This is a genomic window from Marinobacterium aestuariivivens (genome assembly GCF_042661465.1).
Classification (GTDB): Bacteria; Pseudomonadota; Gammaproteobacteria; order Pseudomonadales; family Balneatricaceae; genus Marinobacterium_A; species Marinobacterium_A aestuariivivens.
The window spans coordinates 5,300,689-5,323,801 of record NZ_JBHSWE010000001.1 but is presented as its reverse complement, the minus strand read 5'-3'; the positions used below and the strand labels follow the sequence as shown (position 1 = coordinate 5,323,801).

Below are 23,113 nucleotides of genomic sequence, written 5' to 3'. Positions count from 1 at the left end.
GTTCTTCGGGGGAGGTTCGAAGGGGACGCCCATGGCAACCGTCCCATGGATACACAAAGCGGGCAGTATGATTACGGCTAGCTTAAATCTGGACATGTTCATATCACCTCCAGGCTGAACGAGGACCGACGCACTTCCGCCGGCGTTAGCGGGGATATTCTTGTGGCGTACAAGAACATTTTTGAACGAGGACCGACGCACTTCCGCCGGCGTTAGCGGGGTTATTCTTGCGGCGCACAAGAGCCTTTTATGACCGGAGTCAGATGCCGAAGGAGAATTCCGAGCAGGCTTTCATTTCACGGAAATATCGTGGCACCCGTTTTGAGGATAGTACAGATGGACCACTCCTTCTTCCTGGTAAGCCGCTGGAGCCTGATCAGCAAGCACTGGTCAAGGGCTGCTGACGCCGAGAACCTGACTGCGCTACACTGACCGCTTACAGGAACGTCAATAACGGTGTCACACCGGGGTGACACACCAACGTCGCGAAATCTTGGAAAATCAGTGGGTTAATCTAGAGTAGATAAGCAAAAACCCCGCCGGAGCGGGGTTTTGTTCTGCCGTTGACCGACTTCGATCAGGCTTCGACGGTCGGGATCACGCTGGACGCTTTCTCGACGTAGTTCGGCATCTGATGGAAGTTCAGGTAGCGGTAGATCTCGCCCGACATGCTGTTGATGTTGGCGGCGTACTGCTTGTACTCCTCGACGGACGGCAGCTTGCCCATGACCGCGGCGACGGACGCCAGTTCGGCCGATGCCAGGTAGACATTGGCGCCGGTACCGAGGCGGTTCGGGAAGTTGCGGGTCGACGTCGAAACCACGGTGGCGTTGTCCGCGACCCGTGCCTGGTTGCCCATGCACAGCGAGCATCCCGGAGTTTCGATGCGGGCGCCGGCGCGGCCGAAGATGCCGTAGTAGCCTTCCTCGGTCAGCTGGGCGGCATCCATCTTGGTCGGCGGCGCAACCCACATGCGGGTCGGCAGGGCCTGCTTGGCGTTTTCCAGCATCTTGCCGGCGGCGCGGAAGTGGCCGATGTTGGTCATGCAGGAACCGATGAAGACCTCGTCGATCTTCTCACCGGCGACGTCCGACAGCAGGCGGGCATCGTCCGGATCGTTCGGAGCGCAGAGAACCGGCTCCTTGATCTCGGACAGGTCGATCTCGATGACCGCGGCGTATTCGGCATCGGTATCGGCACGCATCAGGCTCGGGTTTGCCAGCCACTCTTCCATCGCCTTGATGCGGCGGGAGATGGTACGCACGTCACCGTAACCTTCGGCGATCATCCACTTCAGCATCACGATGTTGGACTGCAGGTACTCGGCCACCGAGTCTTCCGACAGGGTGATGGTGCAGCCGGCGGCGGAACGCTCGGCGGAGGCGTCGGACAGCTCGAACGCCTGCTCGACGGTCAGCTCTTCCAGGCCTTCGATTTCCAGCACACGACCGGAGAAGATGTTCTTCTTGCCGGCCTTGGCCACGGTCAGCAGGCCTTCCTTGATCGCGTAGTAGGGGATCGCATGCACGAGGTCGCGCAGGGTGATGCCTTCCTGACGCTGGCCCTTGAACCGCACCAGTACCGACTCCGGCATATCCAGCGGCATGACGCCGGTTGCGGCGGCGAAGGCCACGAGGCCGGAGCCGGCCGGGAAGGAGATGCCCAGCGGGAAGCGGGTGTGGGAGTCACCGCCGGTGCCGACGGTATCCGGCAGCAGCATGCGGTTCAGCCAGGAGTGGATAACGCCGTCACCCGGACGCAGCGATACGCCGCCGCGATTCATGATGAAGTCCGGCAGGGTGTGGTGGGTGTTGACGTCGACCGGCTTCGGATAGGCCGAGGTGTGGCAGAACGACTGCATGGTCAGGTCGGCGGAGAAGCCGAGGCAGGCCAGGTCTTTCAGCTCGTCGCGGGTCATCGGGCCGGTGGTGTCCTGGGAGCCGACGGTAGTCATCTTCGGTTCGCAGTACATGCCCGGACGGACGCCTTCCAGGCCGCAGGCCTTGCCGACCATTTTCTGTGCCAGGGTGAAGCCCTTGCCGGTGTCGGCCGGCTGTTCCGGTTTGCGGAACAGGTCGGAGTGCCCAAGCCCCAGCGCCTCGCGCGCCTTCTCGGTCAGGCCGCGACCGATGATCAGCGGAATACGGCCGCCGGCGCGAACTTCGTCCAGCAGAACCTGGGTCTTCAGACCGAACCGGCACAGCTCTTCGCCGGTCTCGTGGTTTTTCACCACGCCTTCGTACGGGTAGACATCGATGACATCGCCCATCTCGAGCTTGTCGACGTCCATTTCGATCGGCAGGGCGCCGGCATCTTCCATGGTGTTGTAGAAGATCGGTGCGATCTTGCCGCCGAAGCAGTAGCCGCCGGTACGCTTGTTCGGCACATGCGGGATGTCATCGCCGAAGAACCACAGCACGGAGTTGGTTGCGGACTTGCGGGACGAGCCGGTACCGACCACGTCACCGACGTAGGCAACCGGGAAGCCCTTGGCCTTGACGTCTTCGATCTGGCTCAGCGGGCCGACTTCGCCCGGCTTCGCCGGCTCGATACCTTCGCGGGCCATTTTCAGCATCGCATTGGCGTGCAGCGGGATATCGGGGCGGGACCAGGCATCGGGCGCCGGCGAGAGATCGTCGGTGTTGGTTTCGCCCGGTACCTTGAAGACGGTAACGGTGATCTTTTCGGCCACTTCCGGCTTGCTGGTGAACCATTCGCCATCGGCCCAGGACTGCATGATCTGCTTGGCGAATTCGTTGCCGGCCTCGGCTTTTTCCTGGACGTCGTGGAAAGCGTCGAACATCAGCAGGGTGTGCGACAACGCCTTGGCGGCGGTGGCGCCCAGTTCCTGATCGTCGAGACAGGCGACCAGCGGCTCGATGTTGTAGCCGCCCAGCATGGTGCCAAGCAGTTCGGTGGCCTTGATCTTGTCGATCAGCGGGGAAGAGGCCTCACCCTTGGTGATGGCGGCCAGGAAGCCGGCCTTTACGTAGGCGGCCTGGTCGACGCCTGCCGGGACGCGATTGCTCAGCAGGTCCAGCAGAAACTCTTCTTCGCCGGCCGGCGGGTTTTTCAGCAACTCAACCAGGGCAGCTGTCTGTTCAGGATCCAGCGGTTTCGGCGGCACGCCTTCCTGAGCGCGTTCCTCTACATGTTTGCGGTAAGCTTCAAGCACGATATAGCCCTCATCAGTTGTCGCTGCCAAAGCCTTATAGTCGTTCGCTTAATAATGGGCTTTGGCGTTTTGTCGACCCTGGCACATCGGAACAAGCCTGATCGCATCCGAGCGACTTGTCCCGGGTTGCCCTGGAGATCGATTGTTGATTGGCGGCCGCCATTTTAGCCCAAGGCGCTTCTAAAGTTAAGATTTGTCGACAATCCTGCTGGTTAGACTTTGGCCATAGGTCAGGCCGATATATTGTTAAAATCATATATAAATCAATATGATAGGTAATATACCTCTCATATTATATTAAACATTTTTGCTATTTATAGTGGGGTTGCAATTTTCATCAATCAATGACTTAGCGCTGACTGGCGACAGTCGCTCCCCTGGCGGTGCGGCCTCAGTCGTCCCGGATCTGCCGCCTGTCTCCGATCATGACAGGCGTTTCCTTGTGTCGTGCGTTGTTGATGTGGGGGTCGATGGGCCAGAGTTCGAACGGGCCGGGGAGCTGCGGCAGCAGCCAGGGCAGCAGCGAGCCGCTGTCCGACGCCGGATCCAGCCAGCGCTCGAACTGATCCGGCCGCAACATTACCGGCATGCGGTTATGGATATCCCGGAACTGCGCCACCGCTTCGCAGGTCACGATGCAGCACGACAGGATTGAATCCTGGCCCTGGCCCCAGTGGTCCCAGATGCCGGCGAAGGCGATGGCGCCGTCGCAGGGACGTATCAGCCAGGGCTGTTTGCCGCCCGGTTCCGTATGCCATTCGATAAAGGACGAGGCGGGTACGATACAGCGCTGGTGGCGGAAGGGCGCCCGGAAGGCCGGGCTTTCGTTCAGCGTCTCGGCCCGGGCGTTGAACATCGAATAGCGCGTGCCGGGCTCCCTGACCCAGGACGGGATCAGCCACCAGTGCATCGACACCAGCTCGTAGTGGTCCTCCCGCCGGCGTATCACCGGCACCTCCTCGGTGGGGGCGATGTTGTACCGGGTCGTCAGCCGGGCTTCGATATCGAGCGCCTCGAGCAGGTCGCGGGTAAAGGGGTCATCGATAATGTTGTAGCGTCCGCACATGGTGCCGGTCTCAGGTTCGTCTCCAGTCTTCAAGCCTAGCAGCAACCAAAGAATGAACGCCTGATCCCGGTCGTGTTTACTGCGCTTGGCCGTCAGTGGATCTGGGTTCCGGATCCAGCAAGCTGATGGCTCCTTGCCTGGCGATTGCGCTGGTTTCACCACTTGCAGTTTGCCGCTGCTGTTCCTGTATAATTCCGGCCGTTTTTGAATAACGGCGGACTCCATGGATACCCTCGACGAGATCAAAGATTTTCTTGGTTGCGAAACACCCGACAGCTGGATAGCGGCGGCACTGAACAATCAGGACCTTTTGCTGATAGATCATGCCCACTGCGAAAAGAAGGCGGCCTCGACGGCGATGACGCTGATGTTCCGCTACGTCGATCGGACCGATCTGCTGAACAAGATGTCACGCCTGGCGCGGGAGGAGCTGATCCACTTCGAGCAGGTGCTGGCGATCATGGAGGCGCGCGGGATTCGCTACGATCATCTGTCGCCGGCGCGCTATGCCGGTGGTCTTCGCGCCGAGGTGCGGACCCATGAGCCGGGTAGGCTGGTGGATGTGCTCATTGTCGGGGCCTTTATCGAGGCGCGCTCCTGCGAGCGCTTTGCGAAACTGGCTCCTTTCCTCGATGACGAGCTGGCGAAATTCTACCGTTCGCTGCTCAAGTCCGAGGGGCGTCATTACCAGGATTACCTGGGCCTTGCGCGGGATGCGTCCGGCGAGCCGATCGATGCGCGTATCGAGACCTTCCGCCGGATCGAGAATGAGTTGATCCTGTCTGCCGACGAGGAGTTCCGGTTCCACAGTGGCGCGCCGGCGGCGGCCTGACAACCCTTGATCGTGGGAGCGGCTCCCACAAAAGCCGCTCCCACAACAAAGGCCGTCAATCGATCGGGAAATCGATCAGCTCGAAGCCGCGGTCGTCCAGCTTCAGATACCAGCCCGACCTGTCCCAGTCGCCGAGCACGATGCGGGTGCCGATTCCATCGCCGATCTGGTTGCGGTGAACGGCCGGCCGGTGGGTGTGGCCGTGGATCAGCCTGTCGACGCCGGCATCCTGCATGGCTTTGGCGACGGCCTGCGGGTTTACATCCATGATGGCGTCGGACTTTTCCATGCCGCGGGCCTTGCTGGCCTCGCGCAACTGGCGTGCGATCGCCATGCGCTCTTCCATCGATTTCGACAGAAAGGCCTGTTGCCAGGCCGGGTTCCGGACCTGGGCACGAAATGCCTGGTACTCGGTGTCGTCGGTACAGAGCTGATCGCCGTGCATCAGCAGGATCGGGCCACCGGGGTGTTCGATCAGCTGCCGTTCCGGTAGCAGCGTCGCGCCGATCCGGTCCATAAAGGCCTGGCCCACCAGAAAGTCGCGATTGCCGTGCTGGAAAAACAGCCGGGTGCCATGGCCCGCGAGCGAGGCCAGCTCCGCATAGACCTCCTCGAGACCGGGCATCGGGCCATCGTCGCCGATCCAGGCCTCGAAGATATCGCCCAGCAGATAGAGCTCGTCGGCCCCCGGGGCCTGTTTCCCGAGAAACCCGAGAAAAGCCCCGATCAGGTCGGGGCGTTCCGGGCGCAGATGGAGGTCTGCGACAAAGAGCCGGATCATGCCGGGCGGCTTAATCGGCGATGCGTGCGGATTCGATCACGACGTCCTGCTCCGGCACGTCCTGGTGGCCGGCGCGGAAGGTGGTTTTGACGCCCTTGATCTTGTTGACGACGTCCATGCCCTCGACGACCTTGCCGAACACCGCGTAACCCCAGCCCTGGCTGTTCTTGGCGGTATGGTCGAGGAAGCTGTTGTCGTTGACGTTGATGAAGAACTGGGCCGAGGCGGAGTGCGGGTCCATGGTGCGGGCCATCGCCAGGGTGCCTGTCTTGTTGGAGAGGCCGTTGTCGGCTTCGTTCTCGATGCAGTCGCGGGTTTCCTTCTGCTCCATGTTCGGCGTGAAACCGCCGCCCTGGATCATGAAGCCGTCGATGACGCGGTGGAAGATCACGCCGTCGTAGAAGCCGTCGCGTACGTACTGCTCGAAATTGGCGGCGGTTTTCGGCGCTTTTTCGTGATCGAGCTCGATTTTGATGTCGCCGTGGTTGGTAGAGAGGATGACCATGGTCTCGCTTCCTGAAGTGTCTTGTAGATCAACACATTATACCGAAGCGAGCGCGAATCGCATCCATTCCTGTACGGCCTTGTTAGTGCGCTCGGCGGCAGGATCCGTTTATAATGTGGCGACTTTTTTCCCGCAGTCAGGACAGACTTGGACGCCCAGCCGATTATGAGCAAAAACGAAACCGTCAAGCCGACGAACTTCATTCATCAGATTATCGAAAACGACATCGCGAACGAAAAGGTCGCTGACGGCCAGATCGTGACCCGGTTTCCGCCGGAGCCCAACGGCTATCTGCATATCGGCCATGCGAAGTCCATCTGTCTGAACTTCGGCACCGCCGAGAAGTACCAGGGTGTCTGCAACCTGCGTTTCGACGACACCAACCCGGAGAAGGAGAGCCAGGAGTACATAGACGCCATTGCCGAGGATGTGCGCTGGCTGGGCTTCAAATGGAACGGCGATATCCGCTATACCTCCGACTACTTCGATCAGCTGCACCAGTGGGCGGTCTATCTGATCGAGCAGGGGCTGGCCTATGTCGACAGTCTCAGCGCACACGAAATGCGGGAGTTCCGCGGTACCCTGACGGAGCCGGGCAGGAACAGCCCCTATCGCGAGCGCAGTGTCGAGGAAAACCTCGAGCTGTTCGAGCGCATGCGCAACGGTGAGTTCGACGAAGGCGACTGCGTGCTGCGTGCCAGAATCGACATGGCGGCGCCGAACATCAACCTGCGTGACCCGGTCATTTACCGCATCCGCAAGGCGCATCATCATCAGAGCGGCGACAAGTGGTGCATCTATCCGTCCTACGATTTCGCCCATGGCCAGTCCGACGCGCTCGAGGGCATCACGCATTCGATCTGTACCCTGGAGTTCGAGGATCACCGTCCGCTGTACGACTGGTTCATCGAGAACCTTCCGGTGCCGGCGCGTCCGCGCCAGTATGAATTCGCCCGGCTGAACCTGAATTATACCGTTACCAGCAAGCGCAAGCTGAAGCTGCTGGTGGAGGAGAAGCACGTTCAGGGCTGGGACGATCCGCGCATGCCGACCATTTCCGGCCTGCGTCGCCGCGGCTACACGCCGGCATCGATCCGCAATTTCTGCGAGATGATCGGGGTGACCCGCTCCAACGGCATCGTCGACATGGGCATGCTGGAGGCCGCGGTGCGCGACGACCTGGATGCCAACGCACCGCGGGCCATGTGCGTGACCCGTCCGCTCAAGGTCACCGTCAGCAACTTCCCGGAAGGCGAGGAGGAGTGGTTCGAACTGCCGGCCCACCCGAAGGACGAATCGATGGGGCTGCGCAAGGTGCCCTTCAGTCGCAACCTGCTGATCGAGCAGGAGGACTTCGAGGAAGAGAAACCGCGCAAGTGGAAGCGCCTGGCGCCGGGCGATGCGGTGCGTCTGCGCGGCTCCTACGTGATCACCTGCAACGAGGTGATCAAGGACGAGTCGGGGAATGTCGTCGAGCTGATCTGCAGCTACGATGCCGCCACCCGCGGCGAGAATCCGGAAGGCTACAAGCCCAATGGCGTGATCCACTGGGTTTCGGCCGATCACTCGGTGCCCTGCGAAGTCCGTCTCTACGACCGGCTGTTCACCGAGGCGAATCCGGACGGTGACAAGGAGCGCGACTTCCACGACTTCATCAATTCCGAGTCGCTGGAAGTGCTGACCGACAGCCGCGTCGAGATCGGCCTCAAGCATGCTGTCGCCGAATCCCATTACCAGTTCGAACGCCTGGGCTACTTCAGCGTCGACCGGGACTCCGACGAGAACCGCCTGGTCTTCAACCGCACGGTGACGCTGCGCGACTCCTGGGCCAAGATCCAGGGCAAGTAGGTTGCTGACAGGTCCTGACGCTGCGACTGTTGCAATTTGCTGGGCCAAGATTCAGGGCAAGTAGAACGTTAAGCTCCAGGCGGCAGGCTGAAAGCCGTTCTCGTTAAGGCCCCGTTTGTAACGGGGCCTTTTCTTTGTAGGGTGGAATGAGCCTGCGAATTCCACCGGGAGTTAATACCCTGCAGGTCGCCTGCGCCATCGAATGCGACTCACCGGTGGAATTCGCTTCGCTCATTCCACCCTACAGGGGTATGGGGTGCCGGGACGGGGCGGAACCGGCTGCCCGATCAGCGCCAGCCAATGCGCTATCTTCTCCAGCATCCAGTCCGGGTCGTCATGGGGCAGGTCATGGCCGGCGTCCGGGTGGCGCAGCAACGGTGCGCCCCAGCGCCTGGCGATGGCGGCGCTGCAGCTGCGATCGGCCAGCCGGTCTGCGTCGGAGGCGAGGACAAGCGCGGGCGCTATCGGCACTTCGGAGCCCGTGCGACAGCGGGCGGAGGCGATCAGTTGACGCAAGAAGTTGCCGGGGCTGACCGGGCATTCATGCGCAAAACGGCACCATTGCGCCAGCGTGGCTGCTTCGTCGCGCCTGAGGTGGCAGGTCAGGCGATAGATCGCCCGCTCGCGGTTTTCCACCGAAGCGAAGAGGGCGCCGAGAAGCCTCAGCAGTGCCCGGGGCCGGATGCGCTGCCAGGGGCGGCTGAGATCGCCGAAACTGCTGTTGATCAGGACCAGTCCCGAGATCTCGTGCGGATAGTGGCATGCCCAGAGGGATGCGACCATGCCGCCCATCGACAGTCCGAGCAGATTGACGGGACCGTCGTCATCGCGTGCCTGGCGAACGGTCTCCAGGGTCTGTTCCAGTCGCAGCGGGCTCGTTTCGCGAAACAGCGCGCCGTTGCCCGGCAGATCCGGGCAGTACACCCGCGTTCCCAGACGGTTGGCGAGCTGCTGCGGCAGATCGCCCCAGTGGCGCTTTTCCCGCACCAGGCCCCGCAGCAACACCCAGGGCACCGCTTCATGCGGCGTCGGTCCCCGGGGGCGGAATTCGGCGGCGGCGCGCATCATTCAGCCATTTCCCGTCCGTGACCAGCGCCTTTGTGCCTGGCGCTGGTGGAAGACACGCTCGTCATCCTGCGGCAGCCAGTACTGCCAGGAGCGGGTGGCGCGGATCAGGAAATCCAGCAGCAGGCTGTGGCGGCGCAGAATGCGTTTGTGGCGATGCGGCACCAGCGGATTGAACAGGCCGGTGAAGCTGGTGAGCTGTCTGAGGTTTTTTCTCACCCAGAGCCAGGAGCCCATTTCCAGCGTCAGCGGCAGAAAAACCTGCTCCCGGTGTGCGAGCTGCTGTCGGTAGAGGTAGTCCCAGAGGTCGCCGTGGGTGCGATACTGGTGGCACTGGGGCTCGAATACATAGGGGTGGTGCGGCTGGGCACGCTCGAACAGGCGGGCAAGGGCATGGACTTCGGCCGCATGCTCGAGCAGGCGGTTGCTGCCGGCATAGGGGAACCAGAGCCGGTCGCGCATGCCGAAGCCCGAATGACAGTCCAGTGCAAGGCTGAAGGGGGCGCCATCGATCTCGCTTCTGACCAGTTCGCAGAGCGCCTGCGCCTCCGGTTGCATGGGGGTGTCGCGACGCCCCCGGTACCAGGGCAGCCAGCGGCCGATACGGTGCCCGGCCAGCGGCCAGGGGCCGGGCGTTTCGGCATCGAGCGGGGCATTGCGCATCAGGTCCACGCCATTGCCGTTGCTGCGCCAGCCATGGGCCATGCCCACCGGGTTGATCAGCGGACAGAAAACCAGCCGTATCCGCTCGAGATCCTGCTGCAGACCTTCGTCCCACTGCAGGCGGCTGATCAGTGTCGCCAGCTGCGACAGCAGCAACTGGGAGCCTATCCGTTCGACGCCATGAATGCCGCCGGTCAGCAACAGTACCGGTGCATCGCTGCGCCTGCTGCCCAGCCTGAGCGCATAGAGGGGCAGGGCCAGGTCGCCGTCCCGGATCTCGGCCAGCACCGTCGTTTCGATATGCTGGCCGCCCTTGCGGATCAGCCGCTCGAGGCGATGCAGTTCCGGCAGGCGGCGGCGATAGTAACGGGTCTGCGACAGGGTCTCGTCGATGGCGTCGGGTCGGGCGCTGGCCGGCAGTGATGGCATGCTGTCTCGGGTTCTCGGGGTCGGGTTTATCAGGCTCCAGTTTAGCTGCTATGCTCCGGGGCGGTTGAAATCAGAGGAGCGGCATCTTGAAACATGCAACCCGGCGATGGTTCTGTGCCGGCATCCTGGCGCCGGCGCTGCTGGCGGGCTGCGCGTCCGTCGAGTTGTCCGGGCCTGAAGCGGGTGGCTTGCGTGGCGATATCGCGGTGCGGCGTCTGGCGCTGTTGCCGGAGGGGGTGCTGGAGACCTCGGGGCTCGCCCTGGTCGAGGGGCGTCTCTGGACGATCAACGACAGTGGTGATGGCGCCGTGATCTACCAGCTCGACGAGGCTGCAACCGGAATCGAAAAGCAGCTGTTCCTCGAGGGGGCCAGGAATGTCGACTGGGAGGCGCTGGCATTCGATGGCCGCGCGCTCTATATCGCCGACTGCGGCAACAATCGCGGTGATCGCCCGGTGCTGGATCTCTACCGTGTTCCCGTCGAATTTCTGGCGGCGCCCGACCGCAGCCGAATCGGCTACCGTCGCATGCGGTTTTCCTACGGCGAGCGCCTCGAGGTCAGGGCGTCGAGGGACCATGATTACGATTGTGAAGCCCTGGGCGCGGTCGGTGACGAGCTCTGGCTTTTCAGCAAGAACCGCGGCGACGGCCACAGCCGTCTTTATCGTCTGGACAGCCATGCGGCCGAACAGGAGGTGTTTTCGAGCGCCCGCTATCCCGTGGACGGCCTGGTCACCGCTGCCGACTACGATCCCGGCAGCCGTCGACTGGTATTGCTCGGATACAGTCGCGAGCGCATGCCGGGGCACAGTTTTCTCTGGCTGGTACCGGTTTTGGACGCGTCACCGGACTGGTCCGGTGCCAGGCGCTACCGGCTGGAAACCTATTCGCAATGGGAGGCGATCAGCTGGGACGGTCCGCGACGACTGCTCCTGACCACCGAACGCAACCCCTGGGGGATGCGGCGCTCGGCGAGATCCGGCTGGATGAGGCGGGCGAGCCGTTGCGGGCTCGCGGGGCCGCCCTGGCCGACGATCCCTGGTAGCGGGCAAAAAGGGCCGCGCCAGGATGCAATTAATTGATTTATAATGACCCAAATGTGTGCCATCGGCTGCCGAATAGCGGGCCGGTGGATCGGCAACCCTGATGCAAAAGCTGGTTTGATGCTGCAAATCTATAACACTCTGAGCAAGGAAAAGGCGCCCTTCGAGCCGCTCGAAGCGGGCAAAATCAAGATGTATGTCTGCGGTGTGACCGTCTATGACTACTGTCACATCGGTCATGCCCGGGTCATGGTCGCCTTCGATGTCATTACCCGCTACCTGCGGGCGCGGGGCTGGGACGTCGATTATGTACGCAACATCACCGATGTCGACGACAAGATCATCCGGCGCGCGGCGGAAAACGGCGAGACGCCGGATCAGCTGACGGCGCGGATGATCGCGGCGATGCATGAGGACGAAGAGCGTCTCAGCGTCCTGCGCCCCGATCGCGAGCCCCGGGCCACCGCCCATATGGACGATATCGTCGCGCTGGTGCAGACCCTGATCGACAAAGGCTATGCCTACCGGGCCGATAATGGCGATGTCTACTACCGTGTCGAGAAGTTCGCCGAGTATGGCAAGCTGACGCGTCAGAATGTCGACGAGCTGCGCTCCGGGGCCCGGGTCGAGGTCGGCGAGGCCAAGGAAAGTCCGCTGGACTTCGTGCTCTGGAAAGCGGCCAAGCCCGGCGAGGTGAGCTGGCCGTCGCCCTGGGGGATGGACGGCCGGGCTGGCATATCGAATGTTCGGCGATGTCCAAGTGCTGCCTCGGCGATACCTTCGATATTCATGGCGGCGGGCCGGACCTGCCGTTCCCGCACCATGAGAACGAAATCGCCCAGTCCGAGGCCGCCAACGGTGTCAGGTACGTCAATACCTGGATGCACGCAGGGCCCGTACGGGTCAACCGCGAGAAGATGTCGAAGTCGCTCGGCAACTTCTTCACCATCCGCGACGTGCTCGAGAAGTACAACCCGGAGGTGGTGCGCTATTTCCTGGCCAGCGTCCATTACCGCAGCTACATCGACTACAGCGAGGAAAGTCTCAAGGAGGCCCACAGCGCGCTCGAACGCTTCTATCAGGCGCTGCGCGGTGTGGAGCTGGCGGGCAGGGAGCCGGACAACGATTTCGAGGCACGGTTCGTCGAGGCGATGGATGACGACTTCAATACGCCGAAGGCGCTGGCCGTGCTGTTCGAGCTCGTCACCGAGCTGAACAAGGCGCGTCGCGACGGTGCTGCGGAAGCCGGGCAGTTCGCGGCGCAACTCAGGCGTCTCGGGGGATCATCGGTCTGCTGCAGCAGGATCCCGATGGTTTCCTGCAGGGTGAGGACCGGGCCGGCGAGCTTTCGTCCGAACAGATCGAAGCGCTGATCGAACAGCGCAATGAAGCCCGTCGCAGCAAGGACTTCGCCGCGTCCGACCGTATCCGCGACGAGCTGGCGGCCCGGGGCGTGATCCTCAAGGACAGCCGGGAGGGTACCAGCTGGTACCGGGAAAGCTGATCGCGCGACCAAAAGGCGGCTCCGGCCGCCTTTTCCGTTTCTGGCCGGCAGGGAACCCTATCTGCCGTTCTTCCGTAACAGCCGTGGCTGCCTGCGCGCGCTGAAAGGCGAGCGGGCCGCAAGGCGGCCTGTCCTGAGAGCGATTCCGGGTGGGTCGATTCAGCTTTGTTTCATTTGGATTGCCTAGTCTGATGGCTGTGACCCTGGTTCTGTTCTGCAAGAAACCCGGCCCCGGTATCGGCAAGCAGCGTCTTGCCAGGGCGCTGGGCGCCGATACCGCCTGGCGCATCGCCGAGCTGCTCCACCGCTGTGCGCTGGAACAGCTCCGGAGCTGGCCGGGCCCGAAAGTGCTGGCAACGGCTGACCGCGCCGATCTGGACGGGTACCGCAACGCCTTCCCCTGGATCGACCGGCTGCTGGTGCAGCCGCCGGGCAACCTGGGGCTGCGTATCAATCGGATCGATCGGATGCTGCGCGCCGGGGTTGCCGGGGGCAGATCATCATAGGCTCCGATATGCCGGAGCAGACCCCGGAAATGCTCCTGGAGGCCGCGGCGCTGCTGCGGCGACAGGATGTGGTACTGTCGCCGGCCGAGGATGGCGGCGTAACCCTGATGGCGAGCCGCTGCCCCTGGCCGGACCTTGCCGATCTGCCCTGGAGTACCCCTGAACTGGGGCGGGCGCTGGCCGAACGTTGTACAGGCGCCGGGCTTGAGGTCGGCACCATGACGCCCTGTGCCGATGTCGACGAATGGGCTGATCTGGAGCGGCTGCGGACGACCCTGGCGACGGACCTGCGTGAACCCCAGCAGGCGCTGCATAAACTGATACGGGAGCTACTTCGATGAAGCTGATCCGCAGTCGCAACTGGTACAGTACGCCGCAGGGCGAACCGCGCGGCTATATTCGCCCCCATGCGCTGCGCGAGCTCTGGTTTCATACCGGTACGGCCTGCAATCTCAGCTGTCCCTTCTGTCTCGAAGGGTCGAAGCCGGGCGACAATCGCCTCCAGATTCTCCGGCTGGAGGATGTCGAGCCCTTTCTGCTCGAAGCCCGGGCGCTGGGGGTGGAGCAGTTGTCCTTTACCGGCGGCGAACCCTTCGTGGCGAAGGATCTGATCCGGATACTGTGCCGGGCCAGCGATATCGCGCCCTGCCTGGTACTGACCAATGGTACCGAGGCGCTGCAGCAGCGTGCCGCCCAGCTGCAACAGCTTCGGGGCGGCCGGCATCCCGTCAGCTTCAGGGTGAGCATCGATCATCCCGAGCGCGAGGCCCACGATGCCGGGCGGGGCGAGGGCAGTTTCGACAGTGCCCTGGCGGGGCTGCAACTGCTCGATGGCCGGGGGTTCCATGTCTCCGTTGCTCGCCAGATGAAGCCCGATGAGGACCGCGCTGCGGTCGAGGCGCGGTACCGGGCGCTGATGCGGGAAAAGGGGCTTCCCGTGGATATCAGGCTGGTGGCTTTCCCGGATTTTCTGCCGCCCGGCAGCGAAGCCTCCGTGCCGGCGGTCACCACCCATTGCATGACCGCCTACCAGACCGAGGAGAGTCGTCGTGCCTTCATGTGCGCCTTCAGCAAGATGGTGGTCAAGCAGAACGGCCGCATGCGGGTCTATGCCTGCACCCTGGTCGACGACGATCCCGAGTACGACCTGGGGGCGACGCTGCGTGAGGCGATGGAGCAGCAGATCAGCATGAAGCACCATCGCTGCTTTTCCTGTTTCCGTTACGGCGCCTCCTGCAGTGAGGTCTGAGTCCTCGGAGCCGGCGCCCGCGGTCAGCGTTATCGTGCCGGTCGGACCGCAGGAGCGGGGGCCTTTCGGGCTGCTTTCGCAACTGGAACGCCTGCCGGCGGACTGGGAGGTCGTTCTCGCCCTTTGCGAACCGCGAGATGATCTGGAGCCGTCGTTTCACGGCGATATTTATACCGTTATCTCAAGTCCTGGCCGCGCCATTCAGATGAATCGTGCCGCCGAGGTGGCCAGGGGGCGGTGGCTCTGGTTTCTGCATCTGGATTCGACGCTGACCCCGGCCATGGTACGGGAGATCGGGCAGGCGTTGCTGTCGCAACCCGAGGCGCTGCATTATTTCCGTCTTGGCTTTGCCGCCGATGGCAAGGGGCCTTTGTCGCTGAATGCCTGGGGCGCGAATTTTCGCTCGCGCTGGCTGGGCGTTCCGTTTGGCGACCAGGGCCTGTGCCTGAGGGCGTCGGACTTTCGCCGGCTCAGAGGCTATCCTGAAGAGGTCGCTTATGGCGAGGATCACCTGCTGGTGTGGCGCGCGCGGCAGGCGGGTATCGGCCTTCACGGGATCGATGCGGTCCTGACCACCAGTGCCAGCAAGTACCGCCGTCAGGGCTGGCTGAGGCTGACACTGCTGTACCAGTGGCGCTGGCTGCGTCAGGCACTGCCGCAATGGCTGCGGCTGGTGATACTGCGCCGGTATTGATACGAACACATACTGGAAGAAACATGACAGCACCTGTCGAAGGTCCCCGTATCGAAATCGAGTACTGCGCCGGATGCCGCTGGCTGATGCGTGCGGCCTGGATGGCCCAGGAGCTGCTGAGCACCTTCGAAGGTCAGTTGGGCGAAGTCGCGCTGCAGCCGAGCCGGGTGCCGGGCACCTATCAGGTCCGCTTCGACGGCGATCTGATCTGGTGTCGCAAGCGCAATGGCGGCTTTCCGGAGGTCAAGGCGCTCAAGCAGCGGGTCAGGGACAGGCTCGACCCCGATATGAATCTGGGGCACCTGGACCGGGAGTGAATGTCTCGTAAGGCATGAGGCGTAAGGCGTAAAAACGTCTGTGTAGTGCTGGTAAGCGAAGCGCACCGCACCATCCGTATGGTCATATCCGGAGACGGTGCGGTTCAATTCGTTCACCGGCACCCTACCATTTATTCCACTCTGCTTTTCAGTATCACCGCGTCATTCGCCACGAATTCGAGTTGGCATTGGTGCAGTTGCGCCAGGTATTCGAAGGTCCGCTCGCTGAAAAAACACACGTGTGTCGGGTCGTTCTTGTAGTGCCAGCGGCTGAAGGCGTCGGCATCGATGACGCGCTTGGTCATGATGCCGAGCAGGCCGCCGGGGCGCAGCAGGGTCAGCAGTCGTTCGATCTCCCTTCCGGGGGCGTGCAGGTGCTCGACAACCTCGGTGGCGCAGACGAAATCGTATTGCCGTTCCAGTGTCGTGCCGTCGGGGGCATAGAAGGGGTCGTAGAGGCTGACGTCGTGGCCGGCCTCCTCGAACATCATCGCCAGTGCCGGTCCCGGGCCGCAGCCGAAATCCAGTCCCCGGCTGTCCGGCGCCAGACGCGCGCACATGGGATCGAACAGGCGTGAAAGAAAACGCCGGTAGCCCGCATCCTTCGGGTCGTTCCGATGGGTGTCGTAAATGGCCTTTTCTTCCGCGGCGGTCAGGCGTTGCGCCGGCGGCACGAAGACCAGATCGCAGAGGCGGCACTGGCAGTAATCCCGGCGCCGGTCGCGGTGATAGGGCCGGCAGTCGCCCGCCGCGCAGAGCGGGCAGGCGAGTTCAGCGAAAGGCCGGGTCACTTTTGACAGAAGTGATTGGCGGCTTCCAGGGTGTTTTCCATCAGGCAGGCAACCGTCATCGGGCCGACGCCGCCCGGGACCGGCGTGATCCAGCTGGCGCGCTCGGCGGCGGTCTCGTACTCGACATCGCCGACCAGGCTGCCATCGTCAAGGCGGTTGATGCCGACATCGATGACCACGGCGCCCGGTTTGATCCATTCGCCCTTGACCAGCCCGGGGAGCCCGACACCGACGACCACGATCTCGGCGCGGCCGACGTGCTCGGCAAGGTTTCGGGTGAAGCGGTGGGTGGTGGTGACGGTGCAGCCAGCCAGCAGCAGTTCCAGCGACATCGGCCGGCCGACAATGTTGGAGGCGCCCACCACCACGGCTTCCTTGCCGTGGAATTCGATACCGGTAGATTCAAGCAGTTTCATCACCCCCTTGGGGGTGCAGGGGCGCAGGGCCGGCAGGCGCTGTGCCAGACGACCCAGGTTGAACGGGTGGAAACCGTCGACATCCTTGTCCGGACGGATGCGTTCGAGGATTTCATTGGCGTCGAGCTGCTCCGGCAGCGGCAACTGAACCAGAATGCCGTCGACCGCGCTGTTGGCGTTGAGCTCGTCGACCAGTTCGAGCAGCTGCTCCTGACCGGTGGTGGCGGGCAGGTCATACGAAATGGATTCGATGCCGACTTCCTTGCAGGCATTTTTCTTGTTGCGGACATAGACCTGGGAAGCGGAGTCGGTGCCGACCAGTACTACTGCCAGGCAGGGGGCTCGCTTGCCCGCCGCGAGGCGCTGCTGAACGTCTTCGGCGACCTGTTGGCGAACTTCGGCTGCTATCCGCTTACCGTCTATAATGTGTGCAGTCATCGTTTGGCTGTCTTCCTCGAAACCGGAAAGTGATCTGCGGCGAATTTTCTCATGGTTACAGCTAGATGGCCAAGTGGGGATTTCGATAAATAGACGGTGACTGTTACCCCGGGTGGCCCAGGCGGCTTTTCAAGTCGGTGGTTATTCTCTAACCAGTATGATTTTGCTGAAAAAATTCAGATTGGGTGTTGACGCCGGCAAGTCCTCGCCGTAGTATACGCACCTCCTTCGGACGGGTCGTCAGCCAACTGGTTCTGACGCTCATCGGGAGGCGGGCAGCAAAGCAAGGCGCCCGTAGCTCAACCGGATAGAGCAACGGCCTTCTAAGCCGTAGGTTGCAGGTTCGAGTCCTGCCGGGCGTGCCACTTGCAACCTTGCTGGTCCGGTCAAAAGTTTCAGGTAGTGGTGGGCGTAGCTCAGTTGGTAGAGCCCAGGATTGTGACTCCTGTGGTCGTGGGTTCAAGTCCCATCGTCCACCCCATTCCTGAACTGCTTCAAGCGGACGTGGTGAAATTGGTAGACACGCCAGATTTAGGTTCTGGTGCCGAGAGGTGTGAGAGTTCGAGTCTCTCCGTCCGCACCATGTTTTGCAATACGCTGTGGTGGGCGTAGCTCAGTTGGTAGAGCCCAGGATTGTGACTCCTGTGGTCGTGGGTTCAAGTCCCATCGTCCACCCCATTTTATCGCCTCGTTTTTTGCGTTCCCCCCTCTATATCTCTGATCTGGCTGAATTCTCCCGTCTCTCTAGGGTAGCGGTGATCGCTTGTATTTCGGCGCTCCTGCTAGGGAGCCTTCGAACAAGCCCCAATGAGTTTCTGGCTTACAGCGCAGGCCGGAATCAAGGCGCAGCTTTGACGGCATGCTGGTGGCCTGTCGAGAAGCTGCAACGCAGAATCCGGTTTGCGCTGTAAGCCCCGTAGGGCGGACCCTGAAGCATGCATCTGCGTTGTTGCAGTGTTTGGCAAGGACTAAGGCCATTGCCTGCACACTGCGCCTTGCAGCTGCACGCTTCAGGGCCCGCAGAGGACAATTGGGACTTGTTCGAAGGCTCCCTTGACTATTCGGGGTAACTGGCACAGAATTTCGCGCTTTAGAATTCAGGTTCTGCGGCGTCTGTGTCAGGTCGGGAAACGATTTTACCGCCTAGCGAACACTGGGGACGGATGCGTGCCCGCAGATCTCGATCCAATACTGCTGCAAGTTTTTTGTGAGGAATTCCATGCAAGTTTCTGTTGAAGCGACTTCGGGCCTCGAGCGTCAGATGACGATCACTGTTCCGGCCGAGCGTATCGATAATGATGTAGCCAAGCGCGTGCAGGAAACTGCCCGTCGCGTCCGTATCGATGGCTTCCGTCCGGGCAAAGTGCCGGTCAAGATTGTCCAGAAGCGTTACGGCGCCGGGATCCGCCAGGAAGTGCTGGGTGAAGTTGTGCAGCAGAGCTTCTATGAAGCCGCGCAGCAGGAGAAGCTGGTTCCGGCCGGCGGTCCGGACATCGAATTCAAGAACGACAAGGCCGGCGAAGACTTCCAGTTCACCGCCACCTTCGAAGTGTACCCGGAAATCAAGCTGGCCGACTTCTCCGAAGTCGAAATCCAGAAGCAGACCGCCAGTGTCACCGACGCCGACCTCGAGAACATGATCGACACGCTGCGCAAGCAGCAGGCCGGTTGGGACCTGGTCGAGCGCGCTGCCGAAGACGGCGACCGCGTCAAGATCGATTTCGAAGGCTTTGTCGATGGCGAAGCCTTCGACGGTGGCAAAGGCGAGGGCATGGACCTGGTGCTGGGCTCCAACACCATGATCCCGGGCTTCGAAGCCGGCCTGATCGGTGCGTCCGCCGGTGATGAAAAAGAGCTGAACGTCACCTTCCCGGAAGACTATCAGGCTGAAAACCTGAAGGGCAAAGATGCGGTCTTCAAGGTCAAGGTGCAGAGCGTTTCCGCGTCCTCGCTGCCGGAACTGAACGAAGAGTTCTTCTCCAAGTTCGGCCTCGAAGGCAAGACCGAGGAAGAGTTCAAGTCCGAAGTGCGCGCCAACATGGAGCGCGAGCTGAAGCAGGCGCTGAAGATGAAGCTCAAGGAGCAGGTCTTCGGCAAGCTGATCACGCAGAACAACATTGACGTTCCGTCGGCGCTGGTCGACAGCGAAATCGACAACCTGCGCAAGCAGGCCGTTCAGCAGTTCGGTGGCGGCAACGCCAACCTGGACCCGAACATGCTACCGAAGGAACTGTTCGAAGAGCAGGCCAAACGTCGCGTCAGCATTGGTCTGCTGGTGCAGGAAGTGATCAAGGCCAACGAAATCAAGGTTGACGACGACCGCGTTCGCGCCATGATCGAAGAACTGGCCGCGACCTACCAGGAACCGCAGCAGGTCATCGACTGGTACTACGGCAATAACGAGATGCTGAACCAGATCCAGAGCCTGGTGATGGAAGAGCAGGTGGTTGATCAGCTGCTCGCATCTGCTAAAGTCGAAGTAGTTGAAGTCAGCTACGAAGACGCGATCAAGCCGGCTCAGCCCGAAGCTGAAGCCGAGAGCGAAGAACAGGCGGCCGAATAAGACCAGCCGCGGTATCGCTCTAACAAGTCAAGGAAAAACGACAGTTGGCGCAGGCTGACTGTCGTTTTTTTCGCTTTTCAGGCTAAGGAGAGATTTGGATGTCAGATATCTTTAAAGGGCAGGCGGGATCCACCATTACCTCGAACCTGGTGCCGATGGTGGTCGAGCAGACCGCGCGCGGTGAACGCGCCTACGATATCTACTCGCGGCTGCTGAAGGAGCGCGTGATATTTCTGGTGGGCCAGGTGGAAGATCATATGGCCAACCTGATCGTCGCCCAGTTGCTGTTCCTCGAAGCCGAGAACCCGGACAAGGATATTCATCTCTATATCAACTCGCCGGGCGGCTCCGTAACGGCGGGCCTGGCAATCTACGACACCATGCGGTTTATCAAGCCTGACGTCAGCACCATGTGCATCGGTCAGGCCGCGAGCATGGGGGCCTTCCTGCTGGCGGGCGGCGCGGCGGGCAAGCGTTACGGACTGCCGAACTCCCGCGTCATGATCCATCAGCCGCTGGGTGGCTATCAGGGACAGGCGACCGATATCGAGATCCACACCAAGGAGATCCTGTCGATCCGTCAGAAACTGAACGAAATTCTGGCTCACCACACCGGTCAGGATTTCGAAACCATTGCCCGCGATACCGATCGCGACTTCTTCATGAGTCCGACGGCGGCGAAGGAGTATGGCCTGATCGATGCGGTGCTGGATCAGAGGGTAATTGAAAGCTGAGGGCGAAACCGGGCGGTTAATATTGGGCGTACGGGTTGAAATCGCGCGCCCATGCCGTTATGTATTAGGTTTATGCCATCGCACAGTTGAGGTAGTCGAATGTCCGACGTGATGAAAGGTAAAGGCGGAGATGGCAGCAAGCTGTTCTGTTCGTTCTGTGGCAAAAGCCAGGACGAAGTTCGCAAGCTGATTGCTGGTCCTTCGGTCTTTATCTGTGATGAATGTGTCGATCTGTGCAACGATATCATTCGTGAAGAGATCCAGGAGATCGAAAGCCAGGAGCAGAGCGACCGGCTGCCGATCCCGGCCGAGATCAAGAAAAATCTGGACGATTATGTGATCGGCCAGGAGCAGGCCAAGAAGGTGCTTTCGGTCGCGGTTTACAACCACTACAAGCGCCTGCGTTTCAAGGAACGCCGCGAGCAGGGGGTCGAACTCGGCAAGAGCAACATTCTGCTGATCGGTCCGACCGGCAGCGGCAAGACGCTGCTGGCCCAGACACTGGCGCGCATGCTGAACGTGCCGTTCACCATTGCCGATGCCACGACGCTGACCGAGGCCGGCTATGTCGGCGAGGATGTCGAGAACATCATCCAGAAACTGCTGCAGAAGTGCGACTACGATGTCGAGAAGGCACAGCTGGGTATTGTCTATATCGACGAGATCGACAAGATCTCCCGCAAGTCGGACAACCCCTCCATCACCCGCGATGTATCGGGTGAGGGTGTTCAGCAGGCGCTGCTCAAGCTGATCGAGGGCACCGTTGCCTCGGTTCCGCCCCAGGGTGGACGCAAGCATCCGCAGCAGGAGTTTCTGCAGGTCGATACCTCCAATATCCTGTTTATCTGCGGCGGCGCTTTTGCCGGCCTCGAGCAGATCATCCGTGCCCGCTCCGAAAAGAGCTCGATCGGATTCAGTGCCTCGGTCAAGGGCAAGGAAGATGGCAAGTCTGTCGGCGAGACGCTGCTGGATATCGAAGCCGACGATCTGGTGAAATACGGCCTGATCCCCGAGTTCGTGGGGCGTCTGCCGATGGTCGCGGTGCTGTCCGAGCTGGACGAGGAAGCGCTGATCACCATTCTGACCGAGCCGAAGAACAGCCTGACCAAGCAGTATGCCGCACTGTTCGAGATGGAAGGCGCCGAAGTCGACTTCCGCAAGGACGCGCTGCGTGCCGTGGCACGCAAGGCCCTCCAGCGCCGCACCGGTGCCCGTGGCCTGCGGTCGATTCTCGAAGCGGTGCTGCTCGATACCATGTACCAGCTGCCGTCGCTCGAGAACGTCAGCAAGGTGGTGATCGACGAAGGTGTGATCGAGGGCGAATCGGAGCCGCTGCTGATCTACGAATCCACCGAACAGCCCCCGGGCCGCGGCGGAAGACTGATTTGCAGCTTGGCTGCAGAAACGAAAAGGGACGTTTCGGCGTCCCTTTTGCGTTCTGGCGTTCCGGATAGCCGGGCCGCGTTCGCCGTAGGGCGGATTAGCGGAGCACTTCGACATATCAAACGCCGCCATCTCGGTTCGGGCTCCGCGTAATCCGCCATATCGATCCGGCGGGATCGATTGATTGCGGAAACGCCCAATCTAAATCGAAGCGCCGGCAGCCTTCTCCGGCCAGGGGTCGGGCACCACGAAGCCGCGTCCGCACTCGCCCCACAGGTCCGGCCCGCCGAGCAGTTCCAGTTCAACGACCATTGCCGGCTGGTCACGCCGGCCGAGTCTTTCCCTCAGTTCGTCGAGATCGCAGGTATCGTCCAGCGGGAGCCGGGCGGGGGAGAGCCAGCGCAGTTTCTGCAGCAGGGCATAACGCCGGCCGCTTTTCGCGGGCCGGGCCGCGAGTTCGGACCGGGTGCACCACCAGCCCCGCAGATGACCCGGGTTGATGGCGGGATGCAGTGATTCACCCGGCACCTCGCCGCCGCGGTAGAACAGATAGCCCTGCATCAGCAGCTTCGCATCGGGCCTGCTGATGCCCAGCGGCGCAATCGTTTCCTGCCCGGCGGACAGGCGCGAAAGCAAAAGCTGATGCTGCTGCAGGCGCTGCCACTTGATATCGAGGCGGTCGCGCAGCCCGGGGCCGACGAAATGGTTCAACGCACTGCCGTCGCCAACGCAGAGGTAGAACTTGACCGCGGCTTCGAGGTGATACCAGCGTGCGCCCGCCGCAAACAGAAAATCGAATTCGCCGAGGGTGCGTCCCTGTTCGCGGCACTGAACATTGCGGTACAGCCGGCCCGTTTCCGGGCTGGCCGCCAGGATGTCGCCGACAACGTCCTCGAAGTAGAGTCCCAGGCGCCGGTGCCGGGACGGGGCGAGGCTGCCCTGCGGGCAGAAACCTTCCGTCAGCAGTCCGGCCAGGCCGGGCAGGGCGTCCTTCATCAGCGGAGGGGCGTCAAGCGCCCAGAGGCAGTCGCGGCGCCGGTCATCGGGTTCCCGCAGCAGCCTGGCTCTGAGGGGGTGTTCGGCCTTTGCCGTATCCGTCAGGTTCAAAAGC

21 protein-coding genes, 4 tRNA genes and 2 pseudogenes are annotated in these 23,113 nt (G+C 61.9%); 18 read left to right on the top strand and 9 right to left on the bottom strand.

Annotated elements, in window-relative coordinates; genetic code table 11:
• Nucleotides 1-577: 577 nt before the first annotated feature.
• Both acnB and ACFQDL_RS27865 read right to left on the bottom strand, forming a co-directional pair.
• Nucleotides 578-3,175 carry a bifunctional aconitate hydratase 2/2-methylisocitrate dehydratase gene (gene acnB / locus ACFQDL_RS27870; protein WP_379913397.1) on the bottom strand — a complete coding sequence of 866 codons (2,598 nt, stop codon included), beginning with the start codon at nt 3,173-3,175 and terminating at the stop codon, nt 578-580.
• A 391-nt stretch (nt 3,176-3,566) separates the two neighbouring features.
• Nucleotides 3,567-4,286, bottom strand: coding sequence for an SOS response-associated peptidase (locus ACFQDL_RS27865; protein ID WP_379911889.1), 720 nt, complete (start codon nt 4,284-4,286; stop codon nt 3,567-3,569).
• Nucleotides 4,287-4,464: 178 nt separating this feature from the next.
• On the opposite strand from ACFQDL_RS27865, the gene ACFQDL_RS27860 reads away from it, so the two are divergent.
• The gene (locus ACFQDL_RS27860; protein WP_379911887.1) at nt 4,465-5,073 is read left to right on the top strand and encodes a MiaE family protein; all 609 of its coding nucleotides are present in this window, start codon (nt 4,465-4,467) and stop codon (nt 5,071-5,073) included.
• Nucleotides 5,074-5,128: 55 nt separating this feature from the next.
• On the opposite strand, the gene ACFQDL_RS27855 is transcribed toward ACFQDL_RS27860, so the two are convergent.
• Nucleotides 5,129-5,854: a UDP-2,3-diacylglucosamine diphosphatase gene (locus ACFQDL_RS27855; protein WP_379911885.1), complete on the bottom strand. Its 726-nt coding sequence runs from the start codon at nt 5,852-5,854 to the stop codon at nt 5,129-5,131.
• 10 nt (nt 5,855-5,864) lie between these two features.
• Entirely contained in the window at nt 5,865-6,359 is a 495-nt protein-coding gene (locus ACFQDL_RS27850; protein ID WP_379911883.1) for a peptidylprolyl isomerase, read from the bottom strand.
• A gap of 165 nt (nt 6,360-6,524) precedes the next feature.
• Here ACFQDL_RS27850 and ACFQDL_RS27845 point away from each other — a divergent pair, with 165 nt between their 5' ends.
• Nucleotides 6,525-8,207 carry a glutamine--tRNA ligase/YqeY domain fusion protein gene (locus tag ACFQDL_RS27845; RefSeq protein WP_379911881.1) on the top strand — a complete coding sequence of 561 codons (1,683 nt, stop codon included), beginning with the start codon at nt 6,525-6,527 and terminating at the stop codon, nt 8,205-8,207.
• 231 nt (nt 8,208-8,438) lie between these two features.
• Here ACFQDL_RS27845 and ACFQDL_RS27840 read toward each other — a convergent pair whose 3' ends face one another.
• Together ACFQDL_RS27840 and ACFQDL_RS27835 are read right to left on the bottom strand one after the other, a co-directional pair.
• The gene (locus ACFQDL_RS27840; RefSeq protein ID WP_379911879.1) at nt 8,439-9,275 is read right to left on the bottom strand and encodes an alpha/beta fold hydrolase; all 837 of its coding nucleotides are present in this window, start codon (nt 9,273-9,275) and stop codon (nt 8,439-8,441) included.
• Nucleotides 9,276-10,364, bottom strand: coding sequence for a DUF2817 domain-containing protein (locus ACFQDL_RS27835; protein WP_379911877.1), 1,089 nt, complete (start codon nt 10,362-10,364; stop codon nt 9,276-9,278).
• An 86-nt stretch (nt 10,365-10,450) separates the two neighbouring features.
• Here ACFQDL_RS27835 and ACFQDL_RS27830 point away from each other — a divergent pair, with 86 nt between their 5' ends.
• From ACFQDL_RS27830 to ACFQDL_RS27795, 9 genes and pseudogenes are all read left to right on the top strand, one after another.
• Complete coding sequence (locus tag ACFQDL_RS27830; protein WP_379911875.1) at nt 10,451-11,446, top strand: hypothetical protein; 996 nt, start codon at nt 10,451-10,453, stop codon at nt 11,444-11,446.
• Between the two features lie 6 nt (nt 11,447-11,452).
• Nucleotides 11,453-12,405 (top strand): annotated as a pseudogene (gene cysS, locus ACFQDL_RS27825) (cysteine--tRNA ligase); the annotation flags it as partial.
• A gap of 153 nt (nt 12,406-12,558) precedes the next feature.
• A complete protein-coding gene (locus tag ACFQDL_RS27820; protein WP_379913395.1) occupies nt 12,559-12,780 on the top strand; it encodes a DALR domain-containing protein in 222 nt (73 codons plus the stop codon).
• Complete coding sequence (locus ACFQDL_RS33105; protein WP_465264021.1) at nt 12,690-12,911, top strand: CysS/YqeB C-terminal domain-containing protein; 222 nt, start codon at nt 12,690-12,692, stop codon at nt 12,909-12,911. Before ACFQDL_RS27820 ends, ACFQDL_RS33105 begins: the two co-directional genes overlap by 91 nt.
• Nucleotides 12,912-13,102: 191 nt before the next feature.
• Nucleotides 13,103-13,417 carry a hypothetical protein gene (locus ACFQDL_RS27815; protein WP_379911873.1) on the top strand — a complete coding sequence of 105 codons (315 nt, stop codon included), beginning with the start codon at nt 13,103-13,105 and terminating at the stop codon, nt 13,415-13,417.
• Between the two features lie 8 nt (nt 13,418-13,425).
• Nucleotides 13,426-13,758: a DUF2064 domain-containing protein gene (locus ACFQDL_RS27810; RefSeq protein WP_379911871.1), complete on the top strand. Its 333-nt coding sequence runs from the start codon at nt 13,426-13,428 to the stop codon at nt 13,756-13,758.
• Nucleotides 13,755-14,666 carry a radical SAM protein gene (locus ACFQDL_RS27805; RefSeq protein ID WP_379911869.1) on the top strand — a complete coding sequence of 304 codons (912 nt, stop codon included), beginning with the start codon at nt 13,755-13,757 and terminating at the stop codon, nt 14,664-14,666. Before ACFQDL_RS27810 ends, ACFQDL_RS27805 begins: the two co-directional genes overlap by 4 nt.
• A complete protein-coding gene (locus ACFQDL_RS27800; RefSeq protein ID WP_379911867.1) occupies nt 14,656-15,360 on the top strand; it encodes a glycosyltransferase family protein in 705 nt (234 codons plus the stop codon). The genes ACFQDL_RS27805 and ACFQDL_RS27800 overlap by 11 nt, the downstream gene beginning before the upstream one ends.
• A gap of 23 nt (nt 15,361-15,383) precedes the next feature.
• Nucleotides 15,384-15,677 (top strand): Rdx family protein, encoded by a 294-nt coding sequence (locus tag ACFQDL_RS27795; protein WP_379911865.1) that lies wholly within the window; start codon nt 15,384-15,386, stop codon nt 15,675-15,677.
• A gap of 131 nt (nt 15,678-15,808) precedes the next feature.
• Here ACFQDL_RS27795 and ACFQDL_RS27790 read toward each other — a convergent pair whose 3' ends face one another.
• Together ACFQDL_RS27790 and folD are read right to left on the bottom strand one after the other, a co-directional pair.
• A complete protein-coding gene (locus ACFQDL_RS27790) occupies nt 15,809-16,468 on the bottom strand; it encodes a class I SAM-dependent methyltransferase (protein WP_379911863.1) in 660 nt (219 codons plus the stop codon).
• Nucleotides 16,465-17,322 (bottom strand): bifunctional methylenetetrahydrofolate dehydrogenase/methenyltetrahydrofolate cyclohydrolase FolD, encoded by an 858-nt coding sequence (gene folD / locus ACFQDL_RS27785; protein ID WP_379911861.1) that lies wholly within the window; start codon nt 17,320-17,322, stop codon nt 16,465-16,467. The genes ACFQDL_RS27790 and folD overlap by 4 nt, the downstream gene beginning before the upstream one ends.
• Before the next feature lie 288 nt (nt 17,323-17,610).
• On the opposite strand from folD, the gene ACFQDL_RS27780 reads away from it, so the two are divergent.
• From ACFQDL_RS27780 to clpX, 7 genes and pseudogenes are all read left to right on the top strand, one after another.
• Nucleotides 17,611-17,687: transfer RNA gene (locus tag ACFQDL_RS27780), tRNA-Arg, on the top strand.
• Nucleotides 17,688-17,727: 40 nt separating this feature from the next.
• Nucleotides 17,728-17,803: transfer RNA gene (locus ACFQDL_RS27775), tRNA-His, on the top strand.
• 17 nt (nt 17,804-17,820) lie between these two features.
• Nucleotides 17,821-17,905, top strand: a tRNA-Leu gene (locus ACFQDL_RS27770).
• 19 nt (nt 17,906-17,924) lie between these two features.
• Nucleotides 17,925-18,000 (top strand) — tRNA-His (locus ACFQDL_RS27765).
• Between the two features lie 541 nt (nt 18,001-18,541).
• A complete protein-coding gene (gene tig, locus ACFQDL_RS27760) occupies nt 18,542-19,885 on the top strand; it encodes a trigger factor (protein WP_379911860.1) in 1,344 nt (447 codons plus the stop codon).
• Between the two features lie 98 nt (nt 19,886-19,983).
• Nucleotides 19,984-20,619: an ATP-dependent Clp endopeptidase proteolytic subunit ClpP gene (gene clpP / locus ACFQDL_RS27755; RefSeq protein ID WP_379911858.1), complete on the top strand. Its 636-nt coding sequence runs from the start codon at nt 19,984-19,986 to the stop codon at nt 20,617-20,619.
• Between the two features lie 99 nt (nt 20,620-20,718).
• Nucleotides 20,719-22,003 (top strand): annotated as a pseudogene (clpX, locus tag ACFQDL_RS27750) (ATP-dependent protease ATP-binding subunit ClpX).
• A 200-nt stretch (nt 22,004-22,203) separates the two neighbouring features.
• Here the strand turns inward: clpX and ACFQDL_RS27745 are convergent.
• Complete coding sequence (locus ACFQDL_RS27745) at nt 22,204-23,109, bottom strand: DUF1853 family protein (RefSeq protein WP_379911856.1); 906 nt, start codon at nt 23,107-23,109, stop codon at nt 22,204-22,206.
• Nucleotides 23,110-23,113: the final 4 nt, after the last annotated feature.

Bases quoted from the DNA above. Each gene is read 5' to 3' on its own strand.
- ACFQDL_RS27795 (WP_379911865.1), top strand. From the start codon at position 15,384: ATGACAGCACCTGTCGAAGGTCCCCGTATCGAAATCGAGTACTGCGCC.
- tig (WP_379911860.1), top strand. From the start codon at position 18,542: ATGCAAGTTTCTGTTGAAGCGACTTCGGGCCTCGAGCGTCAGATGACG.
- folD (WP_379911861.1), bottom strand. From the start codon at position 17,322: ATGACTGCACACATTATAGACGGTAAGCGGATAGCAGCCGAAGTTCGC.
- ACFQDL_RS27835 (WP_379911877.1), bottom strand. From the start codon at position 10,364: ATGCCATCACTGCCGGCCAGCGCCCGACCCGACGCCATCGACGAGACC.
- ACFQDL_RS27840 (WP_379911879.1), bottom strand. From the start codon at position 9,275: ATGATGCGCGCCGCCGCCGAATTCCGCCCCCGGGGACCGACGCCGCAT.
- ACFQDL_RS27845 (WP_379911881.1), top strand. From the start codon at position 6,525: ATGAGCAAAAACGAAACCGTCAAGCCGACGAACTTCATTCATCAGATT.
- ACFQDL_RS27860 (WP_379911887.1), top strand. From the start codon at position 4,465: ATGGATACCCTCGACGAGATCAAAGATTTTCTTGGTTGCGAAACACCC.
- ACFQDL_RS27810 (WP_379911871.1), top strand. From the start codon at position 13,426: ATGCCGGAGCAGACCCCGGAAATGCTCCTGGAGGCCGCGGCGCTGCTG.
- ACFQDL_RS27855 (WP_379911885.1), bottom strand. From the start codon at position 5,854: ATGATCCGGCTCTTTGTCGCAGACCTCCATCTGCGCCCGGAACGCCCC.
- ACFQDL_RS27820 (WP_379913395.1), top strand. From the start codon at position 12,559: ATGGATGACGACTTCAATACGCCGAAGGCGCTGGCCGTGCTGTTCGAG.
- ACFQDL_RS27850 (WP_379911883.1), bottom strand. From the start codon at position 6,359: ATGGTCATCCTCTCTACCAACCACGGCGACATCAAAATCGAGCTCGAT.
- ACFQDL_RS27805 (WP_379911869.1), top strand. From the start codon at position 13,755: ATGAAGCTGATCCGCAGTCGCAACTGGTACAGTACGCCGCAGGGCGAA.
- clpP (WP_379911858.1), top strand. From the start codon at position 19,984: ATGTCAGATATCTTTAAAGGGCAGGCGGGATCCACCATTACCTCGAAC.
- ACFQDL_RS27815 (WP_379911873.1), top strand. From the start codon at position 13,103: ATGGCTGTGACCCTGGTTCTGTTCTGCAAGAAACCCGGCCCCGGTATC.